The organism is Secundilactobacillus paracollinoides DSM 15502 = JCM 11969 (assembly GCF_001311135.1).
Taxonomy (GTDB): domain Bacteria; phylum Bacillota; class Bacilli; order Lactobacillales; family Lactobacillaceae; genus Secundilactobacillus; species Secundilactobacillus paracollinoides.
In genome coordinates this window covers 1-20,410 of record NZ_BBAG01000048.1, presented here as the reverse complement: position 1 = coordinate 20,410, position 20,410 = coordinate 1, and the positions used below count along the sequence as shown (strand labels likewise).

Here is a 20,410-nt window from a genome sequence, read left to right as displayed (position 1 = left end):
CCCATGGAGCACGTTTCGACTAGATAAACGGTAAACACACTTAAACATCCTTGATAGTTGGCTATTAAGCGAGCAGAGTGCGGAAGTGGGGCGGTTAAAGGGTGGAGCCTAGAGGACTTTGGACATAAATTTTCGGTTTTGAAATTTGTGGCCGAAGTCCCCTAGGTGCAACCCTTTGCCCCATGGAGCACGTTTCGGCTAGATAAACAGTAAACACACTTAAACATCCTTGGCATTTGGTTATTAAGCGAGCAGAGTGCGAAGCAAGGCGCTTTGAGGGCGGAGCAGAGGCCAACTCTGGCGGAAAATCCCGGGCTTGGATTTTTTGCCAGAGTTGGTCTCTGCAGGAGCCCTCAGCCTTGCTGAGCACGTTTCCGCTAGATAACCGATAAACCGCATAACCCTCCCCACCGACAAAACAAGGACCCGCACCAACCGGCAACGTCCCCACAAAAATCTATACACACTAAAAATTAAAGATTTTCCAACTGTTTCAAAGTCTGGTCAACGTGTTCTAAAGTCTTCTCACGGCCAACCAATTCAATAGATTCAGGTAACTCAGGCCCGTGCATTTCATGGGTCACAGCGATCCGAATCGGCATCCAGAGCTGACGGCCCTTAATGCCAGTGTCCTTTTGAATGGCCTTAATGGTTGCGAGAATCTTCACCTTATCAAAGATTGGTAATTCCTTGATCCGGGCAGCGAATTCCTTCAATACAACGGGTGCAGTCTCATTTGAAATCTCTTCCAACGCTTCACCTGAAACTTCGGCTGGTTCGTGGAAGAAGACATCCGCCATCTCGTTGATCTGAGCCATGTAGCTCATCTGTTGTTTGTAAACATTGATCAGTTTACGCGCCCATTCAACAGTCTTGGCATCTGGATTTTCTTCGATGTTGCCAGCTTCGATCAATTGCTGCAAGGCCAGATCCATAACAACGTCTTCATCAGATGACTTCACATATTGATTGTTGATCCATTCCAGCTTCTTCTTATCAAAGGTGGCTGGTGACTTGCTCAACCGTTTTTCGTCGTACATCTTGACGAATTCCTTGAGCGAGAAGATTTCCTCTTCGCCCTTTGGTGACCAGCCCAGCAAAATGATGAAGTTGAGTAAGGCATCCGGCAGGTAGCCCAACTTACGATATTGTTCGATAAATTGGAGCACAGTTTCATCTCGCTTAGATAACTTCTTACCTGTATCCTTGCTGATGATCAAGCTCATGTGGCCAAACTTAGGTGCTTCCCACCCAAAGGCCTCATAAACCATTAATTGCTTTGGCGTGTTGGCCACGTGATCATCGCCACGGAACACGTGACTGATCTTCATTAAATGGTCATCCAAAACAACCGCAAAGTTGTACGTTGGGATGCCATCGGCCTTCACAATGACAAAGTCACCACCAATGGTGTCAGATTCAAAGGAAACCTTGCCCTTAACCATGTCATCCCAGGCATAGGTCTTGTGTTCTGGCACGCGGAAACGAATAACGGGCTTGAGACCATTTGCTTCAGCTTCAGCCATCTTGGCCTGAATTTCGTCATCGCTCATACCAGCGTATTCGTATTCATAGTGCGGCATTTCGTGACGGGCACGTTGCGCTTCACGATCAGCCTCTAATTCATCTTCGGTCTTGTATGATTTGTAGGCTTTGTCTTCATCAAGCAATTGTTGAATGTAAGGCTTGTAGATGTCCATCCGTTCAGATTGACGGTAAGGACCAACATCGCCGGGCTTGTCAGGACCTTCATCCCAATCCAACCCTAACCAACGTAGGTTATCCAGTTGGCTTTTTTCACCATCTGCCACGTTACGTTTTGTATCGGTATCCTCGATCCGAATAATGAACTTACCCTTGTAGTGCCGTGCAAATAAGTAGTTAAACAGCGCTGTCCGGGCGTTACCAATATGCAAGTGGCCAGTAGGGCTTGGTGCATAGCGAACGCGAATTGAATCTTTTGCCAATGTAGTTTCCGCCTCTCAATTAATTAATCTCTCGGTTATTCACCGCTAATTTGTCACATCAAATAACAGTGTACAATGGAATATTCAAAAAGAAAAGTTACTTCCCCTGCTTCTTGCCATTTTGTTTGTGATTATTTTGCTGGTGCGGCGCTTTTTTGTCCGTCTCCGCCTTCTCAGTAATTTCGTTTTGCGAATGTGCCGGCTTGGCAAAGATCATCCGGCCAGCATCCGTCTGAATAGCTGACGTGACAACAACATCCAAGTGCTGGTTCAGGTAGAAACGCCCGTCTTCAACCACGACCATGGTGCCGTCATCCAAGTAAGCAACCCCCTGCTGGCGCTCAGTCCCATTTTTAACCACCATCACGTTAAGGTGCTCTCCCGGAATGACCCGCGGCTTGAGCGCATTTGCTAACGCATTGATGTTCAATACCTGCACGTTTTGGAATTCAATGACCTTGTTGAGGTTATAGTCGTTGGTGACGATGACGCCGTTGATATCCTTTGCAAGTCTGATCAATTTACTATCAACTTCTGAAATGTCGTCGTAGTCGCCTTCGTACATTTCGATTGGAATGATATTTTCATTTTGCAGCTTATTTAAGATATCAAGTCCGCGGCGGCCACGGACGCGCTTGATGCTGTCACTTGAATCTGCAATGTACTGCAGTTCATACAACACGAAGTTTGGCACCAGTAAAGTTCCTTCGATGAAGCCCGTTTTCACAAGATCATAGATTCGACCATCGATCAAGATGTTGGTGTCAAGGATCTTGTAATGGTGATAGTTCTTGTCAATGGGTTTGTCGATAATGGTCTCACCACTATCTGCCACCCCCTCGGCCTTTCTTGAACGGAACTGGAACAGCCGCCGCCATTCGTCGCGTTTCGTTGTTCCGATCCTAAACCCAAGATAGCCAAACAACATCATCAAGACGATCGGAATAATGCCACTGAACAGTGGTGAGTTCAACCGGGTTAACGGAGTTGAAATCAGAATGGCAAAAACGAGTCCGATAATCGTTGACACACTGCCAAAGAACAGGTAAGCAGGGCTCTTTGACGAGAGTGCCTTTTCAAAATCATTGATCAGGCGCTCGATGAAACCTGATAATAATAGGGATAATAGCCAAAAAACTAAGGCCCCGATCAATGAATTTGTTAAGACGTTGTTGTACCAGCTGCGCTCGGCCAGCCCCGCGATTGCCCAAACAACGGGCAAGTACACGGCGCCAACACCGAGTCCTACAATTGCAAAAATAAGTTGAATAATAAGTCGTTCTCTTCTCGACTGTTTGTCCTTCAATGAATGCACCTCCGTCTAATTATTTCGGTAAAATCAATTTCAATGCTTGCTTGATCGTTGTGACGCCGACCACCTCGATACCAGTTGGTGCCGTCCAGTCCTTAAGATTGTTCTTAGGGACGTAGATCTTCTTAAACCCAAGTTTCTGGGCTTCGTTGATCCGACTTTCGATTCGGTTCACCCGTCGGATCTCACCCGTCAGCCCAATTTCACCAACGTAACATTCCTCTGGATTCGTGCCCTGATCACGATAAGAACTGGCAATACTAATGGCTAACGCTAAGTCAATCGCTGGTTCGTCAAGTTTGACGCCCCCGGCAGCCTTGATGTACGCATCCTGGTTTTGCAACATGATGCTTGCCCGCTTTTCAAGGACGGCCATGATCAACGAGACCCGGTTCCGATCGACACCTGAAGCTGTCCGTTGCGCGTTCCCAAAAACAGAGGGGGTGATCAATGCTTGGATCTCGACCAGAATCGGCCGGGTCCCTTCCATCGAAACTACGATCGATGACCCGGTCGCATCTTCCAAGCGCTCCTCTAAGAAAATCTCGGACGGGTTCTTCACTTCCTGCAACCCATCTTCCTGCATCTCAAAGATGCCCAACTCGTTTGTAGAGCCAAACCGGTTCTTAACGGCCCGTAAGATCCGGTACGTATGGTGCAAGTCCCCCTCAAAGTAGAGCACCGTATCCACCATATGTTCTAAGATCTTTGGACCAGCGATGGCGCCGCCCTTGGTCACGTGACCAACGACAAAGATGGTCACACCCTGAGTTTTAGCGATTCGCATCAATTCAGCCGTCACTTCCCGAATTTGCGACACTGATCCGACGGCTGATTGAATATCTGGTTCAGACATAGTCTGTACCGAATCGATCACCACGTAGTCTGGCTTCATCGAGGCGATGTTTTCCTTGATTCGTCCCATATCCGTTTCCGGATAGAGATAAAGGTTGTCACTTGCGACACTTAATCGATTTGCTCGCATCTTGATCTGGTTAGCACTTTCCTCACCAGAAGCATACAGCACTGTGCCACCGGTCTGGCTTAGCTGACCGGAAACCTGTAATAGTAATGTCGACTTACCAATCCCGGGATCACCACCAATTAATACAAGTGACCCAGGCACGACACCACCACCAAAGCCCGGTTTAATTCCGCCATTTGGGTCTTGATTCGCGGCTCCTTCTCGGTGGAAACTGCTGCTAATTTTTCTGGCTTTGCCAACGTGCCTGACACCGTCGCATGAGAAACTGGTGCGGCAGCTGATTCAACAACTTCTTCAACAAGCGTATTCCACTTGCCACAGTTGGGACAACGCCCCAAGAATCGGGGTGCTTGGTACCCACAATTCTGACAAATAAATTGCGTTTTTGCTTTTGCCAATCTCGTTCCTCCTAAATCACGATCATCAACACTTTGACTATTACTAACCAAACTCTATTTTAGCATAATCTCGGCGTTCTTGAACCGTTAACGTTTCGCCTTAATGCTTTCTTAAATTTATCGGCCCGAAGAGCCAAACCCGCCCTTGCGTTGTTGTCTTGGTTGGGCTTCGTTATCCGCCGTTAAATAGTTCAAAAAGATGCCCTGGCCGATTCGGTCGCCCTTTTTGATCAGGACATCCGTCAGGCCAAAGTTCAAGACCTGCATAAAGATCTCGCCTTCGTTACTATCATTGTTGTAGTAGTCAGCATCGATCACACCGATCCCGTTTGGAATCACCAGCCCGCGCTTGAGTGGATTGCTGGATCGGTTGGCTAGGATCAGCACTTCGTCGGCACCCATGTAAGCCTTGATCCCCGTGGGAATCAGAAACGGTTTTAGAATCGCCTTCGCCTTATCAGTTTCCGCCGCCGACACCGTTTCTTGATGCCGGATTGCCCATAGCACCTTTAAAAAATTCAATTTCCAAATTGACGGTACGGTAAAGTCAACCGCACTCTCAAAATCATACCCCGCTGCTTGCTGTGTTGACCGATACGGCACCCGTAAGTCCTTATCCGTATACGATGAAACAATTTCAAAACCACGTGTCATAGTGATGTCTACTCCCTTCAGTCGTGTTTCTGATTAAAAAACGTTTCTTTATATCTTACACTATCCAACCGCTGAAAACACCCCGAATTATGTCCCAAAACAAGCAATCATGTGAGTTCCTTCGCGCTTTAAATTGGGGTACAATGAGAGAATACTAATAAGGGAGTGTGAGTCTTTTGCCTCAAAATTCATCTAACGCTGCCATCAGCAGTGATCAAATTTCACGTTATCAAGACCAGTTCAACCAACGCAAAGATGCGCAAGTCATCGAACGCGCATTGACCCACCAAGGCATTTTGGCAACCAGTGCCGACTATGCCTCTGATACGGATATGTCACCGGTTTTTTCAATCGACCTGGACACCGGTAAAGTTGCGAATCAAAAACAATCCGGCCGTTGCTGGATGTTTGCCGCGCTCAACACCATGCGGCACCACCTCGCTGATCTCTTTAAACTCAGCGACTTTGAACTCTCCCAAAACTACACGTTCTTCTGGGACAAGTTCGAAAAAGCGAACTACTTCTATCAAAACGTGTTAAACACGGCAGACCAGCCGCTGGATAGCCGCAAGGTCGCCTTCTTAATGACCACGCCGCAACAGGATGGCGGTCAGTGGGACATGCTGTGTGCCATCATTGAAAAGTACGGGATCGTCCCAAAGTCAGTGATGCCAGAAACGTACAGCAGTTCAAAGTCAGCCGACCTCAATAAGGTCCTTAATAAAAAACTACGTAAAGATGCTGTGACGTTACGAAAATTAAGCGCAGAAAATGCGAGCGATGCTGATATCGCTGCTGCGCGCGACACCATGTTAGGCGAAGTGTATAACATTTTATGCTACACCCTTGGCGAACCAACGCAGACCTTTGACTTTGAATACCGCGATGATGACCACAATTACCACCTTGATAAGGACCTGACACCAAAGTCCTTCTATGACAAGTACGTTGGTTGGAACCTGGACGACTACGTTTCAGTTATCAACGCGCCAACCGCTGACAAGCCTTACAATAAGACCTACACCGTCGAAATGCTGGGCAACGTGTTGGGCGGTCGAGAAGTGAAGCATTTAAACCTCACCATGGCTGACTTCAAGGCACTCGCTATCAAGCAGTTGCAAGACGGGCAAAGTGTCTGGTTCGGCTGTGATGTTGGTCAGTCTTCCGACCGGCAAAAAGGGATTATGGATCTGAATGCTTACAACAAAAATGAGCTGCTAGGCACTGATCTAACGATGACCAAAGCGGAACGACTCGATTATGCTGAAAGTCTCATGACCCATGCCATGGTGCTCACCGGCGTTGACTTAGTTGACGGCAAGCCAACCAAGTGGAAGGTTGAAAATTCCTGGGGTGACAAGGTCGGAACTAAGGGCTTCTTCGTGATGAGCGACCGGTGGATGGATGAATTCTGCTACCAAGTCGTTGTGAACAAGAAATACCTCAGCGATGACCTGTTAAAGGCCCAAGCTGAAGAACCAACTGTCCTATTACCATGGGATCCAATGGGTGCTTTGGCAGCTAACTAACGTCTAATAACGATAAAAGAGCTCGAGGGATTAAGTTTCTCGAGCTCTTTTTTGGTTTATTTTACTGGGCGGTATACCAGTTGTGCTTACTGCCAGACTTGTTTGTCGGTCACATTAAGTTGCTCATCAAACGTATAACAGATCGGCAGCCCATTTGGCACTTCCAACTGATCAATGGCTTGGTCATCAATTTGTTCGATGTATTTGATCAACGCACGCAGGGTACTCCCATGCGCCACTACCAATTGATTATGACCATCCAATAGTCGCGGCGCGATCTGATCCTGCCAATATGGCATAAGGCGGTCATAGGCCATTTCAAGGCTTTCCCCCCGTGGCTCCGTGACACCAAGCGACCGGTATCGTGGGTCTTGATCAGGGTGATCCAATAGTGGTGGGACCACCTTGTAGCTGCGGCGCCACAGTTTGAACTGCTGCTCGCCAACCCGTTGTCTGACCGTGTCTTTGGATTGTCCGCGCAACGCTCCATAGTGGCGTTCGTTTAACCGCCATGACTTTGTTTCTGGCAGATAGAGCTGGTTGGCTTCTGCCAAAACAATGTGGGCTGTCATAATAGCGCGTTTTAACATCGACGTGTGCAGATGATCAAATTGAACGGCGTGACTGGCAATCAATTGACCTGCCTGATGGGCCTGACGAATCCCCTTCTCAGTTAGGGAAACGTCACTCCAACCCGTAAAAATGTTATCCCGATTGGCTTCACTTTCACCGTGACGCAGAATTACTAATTGCGACATTCTTTTCCCTCGTTTCTAAATGCTCATTCATGCACACATTTTACTAGGGTAACGCCTGTTTAACAAGTTCCAGCCTCTTGATATGGTCAAAAATTCGGGTTTCAACAAAAAGGCTCGCTATCACAAACGCTAGTTGCGCGTGATAACGAGCTATTTTCAGCAATATCGGGTGTCATTTCAGGCAGCTACTTATTCAGTAGGACCATTAAAATCGGAATGACTAGCAAACTCATCAGCGTCGTTTCCGTCACCATAACCGCTGCGAAGCTTGAATCTGCACCGTACAATTTTGAAACAACCGGTGCGTTGGTCATCACGGGCATTGCTGACTGAATGATGAACACCTGTTTCATCATGATCGGCATCCCAGTTGGCAGCACCAGGAGTGCCATCAAGGCTGGAGCAGCAATGAACCGGCCAAACAAGATCCCTAAATTAGCACGGGTCAACGTCAGATCATGCAGACTAACGTTGGCGACGGCGATCCCGATAAAGATCATGGATAATGGCACAGTCAGACCACCAACGTAGTTCAGGTCCGCCATAATAAATTGCGGCAATTGGATCTTCAATAAAACCAAAACGACCCCGACCATAAACCCAAGCAAAGGCGGCGAAAAAATCTTTTTAAGCGTTTGAGACAGACTAAACTTATAGTCCCCTTGGCCATCGCGTTGAATCAAATAAACGCCCAACGTCCAAAAGATCGTGGTATTCGCCATATAGTACACCAAAATGTAAGGCAAACTCTTGGCTTCACCAAACAGCGCTACGTTAACCGGCAAGCCGACAAACACTGTATTAGAATTAAAGAACATGGATTCAAAAAGACCAACGTGCGTCTTTTTGATATGTAGCACCCGAGCAAGCACGATCGACACCACAAACAAGATCATCATGGACAGCACTGGAAACCGCAGATCAGGCAACGTGGTGACCAGCCGTTTGAACGTAAATTTATCAACGATCGTGTAGGCCATGTATGCTGGCAAGGCAACCTGGGTCACCAGTCGCGCAATCAGCTTACTGGCCTTTTCGTCAAACCAACCCAGATTTGTTAGTAAGTACCTAACGCAATCATCAGCAATATTTCGACGACGCCCGCTACACTATGAGCGAACAGCAACAACATTTTTGACTCACCTCCCATCAATTTTCACATCAAAAATTAATTTTTATTATAGCACAAGTCTATCACCAGATTTTATGAACCTAAAAATTCTTTGCAATGTAACCGTTTACGATGTTTTGTTACAACTTGTCATCCTGTGAGGGTTTCTCATAGATGCCGACCGTTCCCATGCCACCACCACAGTTGATCATCAAAACTAGCCTCAATTTCCCGCCAATTACGGTCAAAAAACCACTTAATTTTGCCCGACTTCACGCCGATTTGCTAAAGTTTCGTTTACTAACGGGCGGTTTTATGATGTAATGGTAAAGTTAGGCAAGCAGGTGCATCAATTTGTTAAAATCTTTTAAAACTTTACCAAATGTTTAGAGACTGTCATGATTTTGACATATAATGCAGAAAGATTTAAAAGGCGAGGAAAGTGTATGTCATCTAATAATTCGAATCAGAATCCAGGGGAATATTCACGACGCAGTGACACGCAACATTTCAAACAACGGCCTAAGAAACACCATGGTCTGTTATGGAGCTTGCTCATTGTCGTCCTGATCATTGTTACTGGTGGAATAGCTTACGGGTATCACATGTATAACACCGCGAAGACCACCTTTAACAAGACTTATGATGCGGGGAATGTTAAGAAGCTACGAAACGTATCAACTGTTTTAAAGAACGGCAAACCGCTCTCAATTTTACTGATGGGAACCGATACCGGAGCGCTGGGCCGTCATGACACTGGGCGCACCGATACCATGATCATCGCAACTGTGAACCCACAGAAGAAGACCGCCTACTTAACCAGTATCCCGCGTGACACGCGGGTTCAGGTCAGCGGTGACTCACAGCCATACGAAAAGATCAATGCCGCCTACACCATTGGCGGTGCGTCCACGGCCGTTAGCGCAGTTCAAACGTTGCTAGATGTGCCAATTGATTTTTACGCCATCGTCAACATGGGTGGTTTGGAAAAGATGGTCAATGCCGTTGGCGGTGTGACCGTGAACCCAACGTTAACCTTTAAGTACGGCGCAGCTGATGTGACTAAGGGTAAAAAAGTGACCTTGAATGGGAAGCAGGCGCTGGACTACTCACGGATGCGTGAAGAAGATCCGCTTGGTGACTACGGCCGTCAGAAACGACAACGACAAATCATTCAAAAATTAGTCATCAAGCCATGGGAATTTCATCCCTGACCCGCTACAAAACAATTTTAACCTCGCTTAACGGGAACCTTAAGACGGACATGACGTTTAATGACATGATCACCATTCGCTCACGATACGGCGATGCAACTCACCATATTAAGTCCGAAACCTTACAGGGTCAAAACGCCATGATCGATGGCATTTCATACCAAGTCCCAACGTTAAACGAACTTCAAAAAGTCTCAGACCACATTCGAACAACGCTTGACTTGAAGAAGTCGACTAAACTGACATCGAGTTCAACGGGTACTGGTGATGACAGCAACTATACTGGCTCATCAACTGATACCACCAGCCAAGGCGGTTCGAACGGGTATACCGGGTATTAATCAGGATCGCGACAAATAGCAACATCAAAAAGGATTCAATCTGGAAAACCAGGTTGGATCCTTTTTTGATACTGTGATTTAATTTGGCTCTGATTCTGGTACAAATGCTAGAGCTAGACTATGTCACCCTACTCTGCTACATTGCTGAAATGTGCTCCACGAGGCACGAGTGATACTGTGTAACGAACTTTTCTGCCTTTGAGTGCTGTGGCGACGCGCTTTGCTCTTCTTTGGTGGAAACGCGTTCAACAAGGGGCTTTCCAATATCAGGTGATAGTCCGTTGCATTCAGCAATTTGGCACTCCGTGTAGTGGCTCGCGACTGAGCTAACTCGATTTCTGCTGCGCAGCTCTCGAGTGGATCTCATTCGTCTCGCACATCAGTAACCGACCAAAGTACGGTCGCTAACTGATGTCGACACCACAGCTCCGTGCCAAATTGCTGCATTCCACTGACGTTGAGCGCGGTTTTTTCACGATTTAAGCATCACAATAGCGTTAAAACTAGTTCGCAGAGAATCCGCCCTCGACTGCTCTAGTAAGCTATTAACAGCAATCTTCTCATGACGTATTAGTCAATAGTAACAATTAATATAGAGGTTTCGTGATGCCACTTTTGAAGACTTATTAATTATGACGTCTACTGCCAGAATTATAGCGTAGTGGAACCGTTCGGCATTGCAGGCGGTGGTATCGGTGATTGCTAGCGGCGGTTACGACCACGGGAGACGTAGGAGATCCTTGAATTTCTGCCAAGACATTCAATAGTTCCAGAGCGACCCCACCTCAGCCTGCAGGGCCGAACGGTGGAACGAAGCGACGTTAAAGTGCTACTTTGAACCACCCAACAACGGAAAGAGCCTCAGCAAGGCACGGGGCTAACGTGTAACGGACTCTGGCAAAAAAGTCAGGATCGGACTTTTCTGCCTTTGAGTGCTTGTGGCGACGTGCTTTGCCCTTCTCTAGTGGAAACGCGTTCAGCAAGGCACGGGGTTACTGTGTAACGGACGCTGTTCTAAAAGTCAGGCCCGGACTTTTAGAACAGCGTCCGTTACACTCCGCCCCTAACCGCCTTGCTTCACGCTCTTACGCCAGTCCCTCACCGTTCCCACTGGCACCTGCTTATTTAGCACATGCAGGAGTTTTTTGGTATGACTCGTCACAAAATGAAACCGGCGGCCATCTGGGGCCTCTATCACGATACCGCGATAAATACGCCGCAGGACGACCTGCACCCACACCACCCGCATTTGGCTGTATGGGATCGTCACCTTGCCCATGGCTTGCGCATCGAAGATCAATCCTTGATCGGTCAACATCAGCTCGCCATGGTAGGCGTGAAACCCCGTTTTAAAAAAATTGGCCTTTGTCTGAATCAACGCATTGCTCGTTTCCAACTGGTTCACCCCGCTATGCTGTTAATCCCAAGATGCCTGACCAATAACCCAGAATGCCAAGGATAAAAAGGCCGATAATCAGCCAAATTGGTTTGACCCGGTGCCTGAGGAGCCAAAAACAGCTCATCGTGAGCCCTAACGGAATAATCCCAGGAAGTAACTGATCTAGCAATCCCTGGCCGGTAAGCCGTGTTAAATGGCCGCTGATGCTGACATGAGCAATTGTCTTTGGAAAGTAAATCGTCGTCCACCTTGGCACCAAAACACCCATGATAAACATGCCGACAATTGACGCCCCCTGAGTCAGCTTAGGAATCAATGAACTGCTGAGGACTTGGACAATGTCCGTGCCCTCACGGTAGCCAAGGCGCTGGGTCCACCAACGAAAGCCGAGACGCATGATGTTCCAGCCAAAAAAGAAGATTGCTGGCCCTAACAGACCAGTACCGCCCTTGATCAAGCCAACTGCAAAAGCCGCTAATACGGGGCGTAACGTGCCCCACCAGACGGGATCGCCAATGCCAGCCAGAGGCCCATCATCCCAATTTTCGTGCTGCTAATGTCATCGCCAGTAATCGGTGCCCCATTTGCACGTTGCTCCTCCATGGATAGAACAACGCCAGTCACGGCCGACTGCATGTACGGCATTGTGTTAAAGAAGGCCAAATGTCGTTGCATGGCGTCGATCTGATCGGTTTTATCTGGATAGAGGCGCTTGATTGCCGGTACCATAATATACGCAAAGCCAAGGTTTTGCATTCGCTCATAGTTCCACGATGCCTGCTCAAACCCAGACCGCCAAAAAATTGAACTAAATCGCCGCGGGTTAATTGCCGCGGCGTTTGTTGTTTATCTGTCATTTACTTGCCTCACTATAGGTCCTCGAGTTCCTGATCCAGGTCATCAAGTTCGTCATCCAACGGGTCGGGTGCTGTCGTCCCGCCATCGTGGCCGGAATCATGATGCTGTGTGGTCAACTGAATATAAATCAGTGCTAAACAGACCCCAATTAATCCCAGTGCCACCATGTTGAGCGACTTAACTGCTGCCAGCGCAAACCCCAGAAAGAAAAACGGCCAAAGCGCTTTGCTAGCCATCATGTTGATGAGCATGGCATACCCCACGACTACAATGAACCCTGCAGCAACCGTTAACCCATTTGTAATGACCTTCGGAATGGCAGTTAGCCCCGCCTGAATCAAATGGGTGGGAATCAACATGACGACGCCTATTGGTACCGCAACCCGAAGTCCCTGAAGCACGAGACTTGTTAAGTGCAGCCAGGAGACACTGGCAATGTTGCCGCGGGCGACCTGATGATCTGCAATGTGAACAAGTCTCACGACCAAGATCCTCACGATTCTGGTAAACGCTTGACCACAAACTGCGACTGGCACTGCGATGGCGATGCCCATTGCGTTACTGACGTGAGCTGGGCCGCAGACTAGGAAAGCTGACACAACCGAAGCCAATGCAGCATCCGGCGACACAGCAGCCCCAATGTTCATCCAGCCGAGTGCAATCAATTGCAGACTGCCGCCCAGCAGCACACCCGCAGCAATGTGACCGGTCGCAATACCGATCAGCGTACAGGCAACCAGCGGCTGATGGAACCCCCATTCATCAAGGATGCCTTCCACGCCAGCTAAAAAACTAATGACTAAAAGACTGATTACGACGAGCGTGCTCATAACAACGACCCTCCCGTCACGCTATTTTTCACTTAGAGCCCCTTCTTTGTTAGGAGCGCCATCAGATCCTGTTTTCTGTCAGCAGGTACTTTTTGGGCGTAAACGTCAAGGTGAGCGTCATCGTGGAGATAACGAATCGCGTCGACTGCAGAATGGTCAACCGCAATGGCATCCGTCAACATGGTCATTCCATCCTGGTAAGACAAGGATCCGATATTGATACCAACCTGACTAAAATCGACGCCGCCTTTAACTAAGGCAACCATGTCCTGGACAGTTTCTGTGAGCAACAAGGTCTTAAATACGTCAAACCGCGGATCCTTAAAGATCGCGATCATCTTGGCAATGGTGATGACATTAGCTTTAACACCAGCAGGTGCCGCCTGGGTGATCAACGTTTTCCGCAGCTTATCTTGTGCGACGCTGTCAGAGACGACAAGGATCCGATTGGGTTTGACACTGCTCGTCCAAACGGTGGCAACTTGCCCGTGTAACAGCCGGCTGTCCACCCGGGCTAACCGAATATCCATGCTCATAGTAGATCATCCTCCTCGTCAGATGGGGTCAGGTCAAGGTGCCGAATACCCTTACGCCCACTATTTTCAAGATGCGGCACCACGTCAGTCAACGGCTGTTCCCGCAACGTGTACGCGTCGATCATCATTGGCAGATTCAAACCGGTCAAAAGTGCCATCCGTTCCGGCGACTGGGCAACCAGTTGACTCGCCACGTTAAACGGTGTCCCACCCCAAAGATCAACTAAAAATAAGACTTGATCATCTGCGTCAAATTCCGCTAACGCTTGTTCATATTTTTGCTTGAGGTCAGCTGGCCCTTCAGATGCCTGAAACGTAACTGCTGTCACCTTTGTTTGGGCGCCAAAAATCATGGTAGCTGACTGTAAAATGCCGCTTGCAAAGTCTCCATGACTCGCAACGATCATCGCAATCATGCTTGTATCCTCCCCTGGATTTCAATGAATTTATTGTGTCGTTTGACACAACAGTTATTTCGTTAATCATATCACATTGCAGCGCTTCCAGCCACGGCCGGTCGCACTTAGCAATCCTTTGTCAGACTAGTGATAACCAGCCTATGCTTGCGCTTCTGTCAGACTTAATATCTCTTCTGGGAACGCCAGTACATAGTCCGCGTCACTGACACCGCGCTGGTTCTTAGCCCCCCACGCAACTAGGCCGAACTTAATGCCTGCTGCGTGAGCCGCCTGCAGATCGTACTGGGTGTCACCAATGTACACCGTTTCAGCAGGGTCCGCGTTGGTGCGTTTCATCGCCAGTAAGATGGGATCCGGTGCCGGCTTACCATGCGCCGTATCTTCAAAGAAAACAAATTCGCTAAAGTACTGGTCTAATCCCAGCGGCGTCACGTCGCGTTGAAATTCAAATTTTTGTTTTGACGTCATAATAGCCAACGTCACACCAGGTTTAGCCGCCAAGTTTTTGAGCATGGACACAATCCCAGTGTACACGCGAACATCGTCCTGGTGGTTGGGAATCTCAGCCGCCCACTCGTTTAAGATCGTCGGGATAAGATCAGCTGGGACCTGCAATCGTTTTAAAGCATCCAGGCTGGTGATCCCAAACGTTTTTGTCAGTTCCTGGTATGTATGCGGCAGGTTATGGGCCGTCATGACCTGATCTAGCGCCTTCATGTACATCTTTTCCGTATCAAGTAACGTGCCATCAATATCAAAAATAAAAGTTTTCATATAGCGTCCTTTCTCATTCAGTATCAGTATATCGATAACGAGCAGCGATTGAAACAAAAAACGACCTACGAGCCTCATAGGAGGTCATAAGTCGTTCTTTAAGTATGCGGCCAAGAGGACTCGAACCTCCACCGGGAAAACCCCGACAAGATCCTTAATCTTGCGCGTCTGCCAGTTCCGCCATGGCCGCATCAACAAGAAATATATTATCAAATATACACCTCGTTTTCAATAGTTTTTGCAAAATTTGTATAAAAAACTATTCGGCGTTGACGGTTGCGCCCTGTCGATCGATGGTTAGGATCCGCATACTGCCCACCATATCCATATCCGTCAGCTTCTGACGCAAAATAATGAGTTGCGGTTCAGTCCCAAAAGTCGCAATCGTTGGCCCAGCGCCACTCAGATAGGTGCCGTAGATGCCAAGCTTATGAGCCGTTTCGCGAATAATTGGTAATTCAGGCACCAATTTTGTCCTGACAGTTTCGTGAAATTCATCATGTTCCATCATGTGACTTGCTAGTGTCCAATCACCGGTGGCTAGTGCCGCTACAACAACATTGGCTACGCTGCTGCCCTTAACTGCTTGTGCCAACGGCAGTGACTTCGGTAAGGCATCGCGACTGTCGCTGGTCAGCAGTGGATCATGTTTGATGTAGGCTAACACTTTAAGTTCCGGCATGGTCAACTTCACGGTCGTAGCCGTCTCGCCATCAAAGTTTGCGACCACCACGTCACCTAACAGTGCTGGCGCCACATTATCGGGATGCCCCTCCATCTGCGTTGCAAGGGTCACTTGTTCAGCCAAGGTCAAATGCAGATCATCCAAAGCATCCGCAATTTTAACCCCCGCAACAATGCCGGTTGAGGAACTTCCCAGACCGCGTGCTACCGGAATATCTGACATGACACTGAGTTGGTGCGGCTTTAGATCAGGTGCCACTTTGAGCGCAGCCTGAACGATCAAATTCCGCTCATCCGTTGGGACATCAGACCCTAACGCATGGTTGACCCGCCATTTTTCCGTCTCCTCTTCGACAATGACTGTCATATACAAGTGAAACGCGATCCCAATTGAATCAAACCCCGGACCCATGTTGCTGAGGTGGCTGGTACCCGAATAATAATTTTTCCCATTTCTACGCCTCCAATACTGGATAGATTGCTTTAACATCAGCTAATCGCTGCATGGTCGTTGTAAAGTGTGGTTGTGCAACAAGCGTCGGTGCGGTGACTTCAAGACTGGTCCAGGCCTGGTGCGGGTCAAACCCGCGGATGGTCAGTTGATTTGACACCACCGCCCCAGCGACGGACAGTTTAATGTTGTCGACCAAACTATCCGGATCGTCTGTTGCAACCAATACCCAATAACTGCGATTACCGCTGACCGGTTTCGGTTGGGTTGTTGCGACCTTTAAGGCAAACGGATAGACGTCACCATTGGAAGTGATGGTTTGACCTACGTGGATCAGATCAGCGACCACACTGTTCCCGGTTGGCAACTGTCCTGCACCAGGTCCGACGTACAACGCAGTGCCAATGTTTTGACTTTTGACTAACACCGCGTTGTGTTCGTTTCGAATCTGTGCGATCGGCTGATTTTCATGCACGACCATTGGTGCCACTGCCAACCGTAACCCCTCATCCGTCAGGTCAGACAATCCGATCAGCTTGAGTTCATACCCGGCTGCCCGAGCCGCCTTGACGTCATCGATAGCCAGTTCCCGAATGCCTGTAATATCAATAGCCGATTGAGGAACGGATAGGCCAAATGCCATTTTGGTTAAAATGGCTAACTTGTAGGCGGCATCAAATCCGTCGACGTCGTTCGTGGGATCACTTTCAGCGAACCCCTTTTCCTTGGCGGCCTTCAGTGCCTGATCATAGGTGAGGCCTTGTTCGTCCATTTGCGTCAGAATAAAGTTTGTTGTCCCATTGAGAATGCCCGCAATCGTGTGCACCTGATCGGCTTTATAGGCAGTTCTTAAAATCTGCAGGATCGGAATACCACCGGCAACACTCGCCTCGTACCGGAGTGCAACGTTGTTTGCCATTGCTAATTCCGCCAGTTCCTGACCGTACTGCGCAATCAGGTCTTTATTCGCCGTGACCACATTTTTATGCGCCGCCAAGGCTTGTTCGATCAGGTCCTTTGCCGCAGCAACCGACCCCATCACCTCAACGATAATGTCAATCGACTCATCCTGTAACAACTGCGTGATATCCGTGCCAAGCGCCACGTCCTTCAAATACGATGCCCGTTCACGATCTGGATTGGCAATGATTGCCTTTACGATCTCAAATGACAGGCCCGTTTGCTGGGCAATCAATGCTTGTTGCTCCTTTAAAATGCGGACGACGCCGCTGCCAACCGTTCCCAGGCCAACTATCCCAATTCTAACGTTCTTCAAGACCGCCTTCACCTCATCTATTCGTTAAGCTCATTTTTACTGTTATTTTACTGTGTTTCCTGCACTTGTTGCAAGACCAATCGTCCCCGACAGCGGCTGCAAACAAATTTTGTCGTGTCCCCCCGCCGCTGGCGAACGAACCGCTGGCCACACTGCTCACACCGATAAATCAAATAACGCTTGGGTTTCCGTTTCGTCTGCGTCGGTATTCGGGGTGCATAGCGCAGGCCGCCTACCTGTTTTAAGAGCTGCTGAAATTCTTTTGTGCGATGCTGTCCCGAATAACCTGCTAGATGCAGATGGTAGTGGCACAGCTCATGTTTAATGATGCCTTCTAGGGTTGGTTCCCCAAACGCCGTCAGCATTTTCGGGTTGATGTCGATGTGGTGGTCTTTCAAGTGGTACCGGCCGCCCGTCGTTTTTAACCGCGCATTAAACATGGCCTGGTGCTGAAACGGCTTGCCAAAGGACTGTTCAGAAATTTTTTCAACGAGTGTCTGTAACTCTTGATCAGTCATCAGGGGCCACCATGGAAAGCTGGATTCGTTGCCGGCTTTCATCAATTTCGAGGACCCCAACCGTCACGATATCGCCAACAGACACGACGGTTGATGGATTTCGCACGAACTTATCAGCCATGTGCGAAATATGAACCAGGCCATCCTGTTTAACACCAATGTCCACAAACGCACCGAAGTCGACAACGTTGCGGACAGTGCCTTCCAATTTCATCCCCGGTCTTAAATCGCTCATTTTCAGCACGTCAGTCCGTAAAAGCGGTGCTGGCATATTGTCCCGTAAATCACGACCAGGCTTTGTCAGGCCGTCTAAAATGTCCTGTAGCGTTGCCTCACCAACTGAAAGTCCTGTCGCGAGTTGTGCGACAGACGTCCCAGCCACAGCCTCGGTCACTTTTTCGGTGCCGACATCCTTCTGGTCAAGGCCGAGCCGCTCGAGAACTGTTTTGGCCACCGCATAACTTTCAGGATGAATGTCAGTGTTATCAAAGATCGTTTTGCCACCAATGATGCGCAGGAATCCCACGGCCTGCTCGTAGGCTTTGGGGCCAAGACGCGGCACCTTTTTAAGCTGCGGGCTACTAGCAAACACGCCATTTTCTTCCCGGTAAGCGACGACGTTTTGCGCGATGGTTTGATTCAACCAGAAATATGCGCTAGCAATTCGACACTTGCTCGGTTCAGGTCAACACCCACTTGATTGACCGCGGTTTCAACGACCCGGCTAAGCTGTTCATCCAGTGCGCTGCCGGCCACGTCGTGTTGATATTGGCCCACACCAACAGCCTGGGGATCAATTTTGACGAGTTCCGCTAACGGATCCTGTAATCGACGGCCAATGCTGACAGCCGATCGTTCTTCAACGTTGAAGTCTGGAAATTCTGTTCGGGCCACTTCACTCGCGGAATATACGGAAGCCCCCGCCTCATTGACGATTGTGTACTGCACAGGTCGGTCAAGCTGCTTGATGGCGTCGGCCACAAACTGTTCGGATTCACGGCTGGCAGTCCCGTTCCCGATGGCAATCATTTCAACGTGGTTCTTTTCAATGAACTTGAGGAATTCTGGCATCGCTGCTGCACGCTTCGCAGCATTTGCCGGCTTATGCGGATAAATCACTAACTTGTCCAGATACTTGCCGTTACCGTCCATGACAGCCAGTTTGCAACCGGTCCGATAGGCCGGATCAAACCCCATCACAATCCGATTTTTCAGCGGTGCCTGCATGAGTAAATGATACAAATTCTCACCAAAAACACGGATCGCATGTGCGTCTGCAGTTTCCGTCAATTCACGCCGCAATTCACGCTCGATGGCGGGTCCCATGAAGCGTTTGTACGCATCCTGATAAGCGGCAACGACGATTGGCACGGCAGGTCCTTTTCGGTTCCCAATGAGTTGAAAGTTGAGATACTGATCAACGGCTTGCTCGTCAATGTTGAGCTTCACTGTCAGTACACCGGCTTTTTCGCCCCGGTTCAGTGCAAGTGTCTGATAGGCACTCACGTTCTTAAACGGACTGGAAAAGTCATAGTAGGTTTGATAGACACCCTGTTCATCGGCATCCTTTCCGTTGCGCTTCACTTGACTCGTGAGTTGACCGTTGCGACGCGCATAGTTCCGCAGCCATTCCCGAAAACCAGCACGCTCGCCAATGGCCTCAGCCAAAATTTCGTGAACACCAGCTAAAACGGCATCTGCATCCGTAACTTTGTCATTAATAAACGTGGCAATCTTTTCATCCAAGCCCTGACTCGGAAAGGTCAGCAGCCACTGAGCAAACGGCATGAGGCCGGCGTCCTTCGCTACAGTCGCTTTCGTCTTGCGTTTTTGTTTATAGGGCAGGTAAATATCCTCCACCTGTTGCAACTGTGTGGTCGCATCAATGGTTTTTCGCAATTGTGGTGTCAGCTTACCCTGACTCTCAATTTGATTTTTAACTTCATCTTGCCGGTGCACCAGTTTTTCGATCCGGGTCGCTTCATCCTGAATCTCACGAATCTGCACTTCATCCAAGTTGCCAGTCCGTTCCTTACGGTAACGGGCGATAAACGGAACAGTATTATTGTCTCCTAACAGCTCAAGGGTGGCATCAATTTGACGGTCCTGGTAACTAGTGAGACTTTTTTTAACACGATTAATAATTTCTTGATCCATAATTGTCTTCCTCTTATTTAGTGGTGACTATTATAACATTTAGAGTGTGGAGAAAGGCGTTTAAGGGGCGGCCATGTAAGGGACTCTGGCAGAAATGCCTGAACTTGGCATTTGTGCCAGAGTCCCTTACATGGCCGCCCCTTGCCTTTCGGAACACGTTTCAGCAATAGATGCTAGTACTGGTAACGCAATGTTTCCGAGACTGATCGTGAATGATACCATTAAAGATTAAACCTTAT

The 20,410-nt window shown here is 48.6% G+C and carries 14 protein-coding genes, 1 tRNA gene and 5 pseudogenes; 2 read left to right on the top strand and 18 right to left on the bottom strand.

Features of this window, described 5'->3' with window-relative positions; all coding sequences use genetic code 11:
• Nucleotides 1-473: 473 nt before the first annotated feature.
• The 5 genes from gltX to JCM11969_RS12810 form a co-directional block, all read right to left on the bottom strand.
• Nucleotides 474-1,967 carry a glutamate--tRNA ligase gene (gene gltX, locus JCM11969_RS12825; RefSeq protein WP_054711765.1) on the bottom strand — a complete coding sequence of 498 codons (1,494 nt, stop codon included), beginning with the start codon at nt 1,965-1,967 and terminating at the stop codon, nt 474-476.
• 97 nt (nt 1,968-2,064) lie between these two features.
• Entirely contained in the window at nt 2,065-3,273 is a 1,209-nt protein-coding gene (locus JCM11969_RS12820; protein ID WP_054711762.1) for a PIN/TRAM domain-containing protein, read from the bottom strand.
• Between the two features lie 19 nt (nt 3,274-3,292).
• Nucleotides 3,293-4,486: a DNA repair protein RadA gene (radA, locus tag JCM11969_RS12815; protein ID WP_225353296.1), complete on the bottom strand. Its 1,194-nt coding sequence runs from the start codon at nt 4,484-4,486 to the stop codon at nt 3,293-3,295.
• The gene (locus JCM11969_RS19275) at nt 4,384-4,662 is read right to left on the bottom strand and encodes a hypothetical protein (protein WP_225353294.1); all 279 of its coding nucleotides are present in this window, start codon (nt 4,660-4,662) and stop codon (nt 4,384-4,386) included. Before JCM11969_RS19275 ends, radA begins: the two co-directional genes overlap by 103 nt.
• A 117-nt stretch (nt 4,663-4,779) precedes the next feature.
• The gene (locus JCM11969_RS12810) at nt 4,780-5,316 is read right to left on the bottom strand and encodes a dCTP deaminase/dUTPase family protein (protein ID WP_054711761.1); all 537 of its coding nucleotides are present in this window, start codon (nt 5,314-5,316) and stop codon (nt 4,780-4,782) included.
• A 176-nt stretch (nt 5,317-5,492) separates the two neighbouring features.
• Between JCM11969_RS12810 and JCM11969_RS12805 the strand changes: the two genes are divergently transcribed.
• Nucleotides 5,493-6,845: a C1 family peptidase gene (locus JCM11969_RS12805; protein WP_054711759.1), complete on the top strand. Its 1,353-nt coding sequence runs from the start codon at nt 5,493-5,495 to the stop codon at nt 6,843-6,845.
• Nucleotides 6,846-6,931: 86 nt separating this feature from the next.
• On the opposite strand, the gene JCM11969_RS12800 is transcribed toward JCM11969_RS12805, so the two are convergent.
• Both JCM11969_RS12800 and JCM11969_RS12795 read right to left on the bottom strand, forming a co-directional pair.
• Nucleotides 6,932-7,603 (bottom strand): 2,3-bisphosphoglycerate-dependent phosphoglycerate mutase, encoded by a 672-nt coding sequence (locus JCM11969_RS12800; protein WP_054711757.1) that lies wholly within the window; start codon nt 7,601-7,603, stop codon nt 6,932-6,934.
• Nucleotides 7,604-7,788: 185 nt separating this feature from the next.
• Nucleotides 7,789-8,735, bottom strand: a pseudogene (locus tag JCM11969_RS12795) (AEC family transporter).
• Between the two features lie 425 nt (nt 8,736-9,160).
• Between JCM11969_RS12795 and JCM11969_RS12790 the strand changes: the two are divergent.
• A pseudogene (locus tag JCM11969_RS12790) lies at nt 9,161-10,269 on the top strand (LCP family glycopolymer transferase).
• 1,063 nt (nt 10,270-11,332) lie between these two features.
• Here JCM11969_RS12790 and JCM11969_RS12785 read toward each other — a convergent pair.
• From JCM11969_RS12785 to JCM11969_RS12735, 11 genes and pseudogenes are all read right to left on the bottom strand, one after another.
• A complete protein-coding gene (locus JCM11969_RS12785; RefSeq protein WP_054711756.1) occupies nt 11,333-11,665 on the bottom strand; it encodes a DUF956 family protein in 333 nt (110 codons plus the stop codon).
• A gap of 13 nt (nt 11,666-11,678) precedes the next feature.
• Nucleotides 11,679-12,472, bottom strand: a pseudogene (locus JCM11969_RS12780) (PTS system mannose/fructose/sorbose family transporter subunit IID).
• Nucleotides 12,473-12,537: 65 nt separating this feature from the next.
• Complete coding sequence (locus JCM11969_RS12775; RefSeq protein WP_054711754.1) at nt 12,538-13,356, bottom strand: PTS mannose/fructose/sorbose transporter subunit IIC; 819 nt, start codon at nt 13,354-13,356, stop codon at nt 12,538-12,540.
• A 32-nt stretch (nt 13,357-13,388) separates the two neighbouring features.
• Nucleotides 13,389-13,892, bottom strand: a complete 504-nt coding sequence (locus JCM11969_RS12770) for a PTS sugar transporter subunit IIB (RefSeq protein WP_054711753.1) — start codon at nt 13,890-13,892, stop codon at nt 13,389-13,391.
• The gene (locus tag JCM11969_RS12765; protein WP_054711751.1) at nt 13,889-14,308 is read right to left on the bottom strand and encodes a PTS sugar transporter subunit IIA; all 420 of its coding nucleotides are present in this window, start codon (nt 14,306-14,308) and stop codon (nt 13,889-13,891) included. The genes JCM11969_RS12770 and JCM11969_RS12765 overlap by 4 nt, the downstream gene beginning before the upstream one ends.
• 141 nt (nt 14,309-14,449) lie before the next feature.
• On the bottom strand, nt 14,450-15,085 hold the full coding sequence (locus JCM11969_RS12760; protein WP_054711748.1) for an HAD family hydrolase: 636 nt from the start codon (nt 15,083-15,085) through the stop codon (nt 14,450-14,452).
• A gap of 105 nt (nt 15,086-15,190) precedes the next feature.
• Nucleotides 15,191-15,275 (bottom strand) — tRNA-Leu (locus JCM11969_RS12755).
• 69 nt (nt 15,276-15,344) lie between these two features.
• A pseudogene (thrB, locus tag JCM11969_RS12750) lies at nt 15,345-16,222 on the bottom strand (homoserine kinase).
• Between the two features lie 2 nt (nt 16,223-16,224).
• Entirely contained in the window at nt 16,225-17,496 is a 1,272-nt protein-coding gene (locus tag JCM11969_RS12745) for a homoserine dehydrogenase (protein ID WP_054711747.1), read from the bottom strand.
• Between the two features lie 47 nt (nt 17,497-17,543).
• Entirely contained in the window at nt 17,544-18,014 is a 471-nt protein-coding gene (locus tag JCM11969_RS12740) for a SprT family protein (RefSeq protein WP_054711744.1), read from the bottom strand.
• A pseudogene (locus tag JCM11969_RS12735) lies at nt 18,007-20,171 on the bottom strand (Tex family protein). Before JCM11969_RS12735 ends, JCM11969_RS12740 begins: the two are co-directional and overlap by 8 nt.
• Nucleotides 20,172-20,410: the final 239 nt, after the last annotated feature.

Bases quoted from the DNA above. Each gene is read 5' to 3' on its own strand.
- JCM11969_RS12810 (WP_054711761.1), bottom strand. From the start codon at position 5,316: ATGACACGTGGTTTTGAAATTGTTTCATCGTATACGGATAAGGACTTA.
- JCM11969_RS12800 (WP_054711757.1), bottom strand. From the start codon at position 7,603: ATGTCGCAATTAGTAATTCTGCGTCACGGTGAAAGTGAAGCCAATCGG.
- JCM11969_RS12775 (WP_054711754.1), bottom strand. From the start codon at position 13,356: ATGAGCACGCTCGTCGTAATCAGTCTTTTAGTCATTAGTTTTTTAGCT.
- JCM11969_RS12770 (WP_054711753.1), bottom strand. From the start codon at position 13,892: ATGAGCATGGATATTCGGTTAGCCCGGGTGGACAGCCGGCTGTTACAC.
- JCM11969_RS12765 (WP_054711751.1), bottom strand. From the start codon at position 14,308: ATGATTGCGATGATCGTTGCGAGTCATGGAGACTTTGCAAGCGGCATT.
- JCM11969_RS12760 (WP_054711748.1), bottom strand. From the start codon at position 15,085: ATGAAAACTTTTATTTTTGATATTGATGGCACGTTACTTGATACGGAA.
- JCM11969_RS12740 (WP_054711744.1), bottom strand. From the start codon at position 18,014: ATGACTGATCAAGAGTTACAGACACTCGTTGAAAAAATTTCTGAACAG.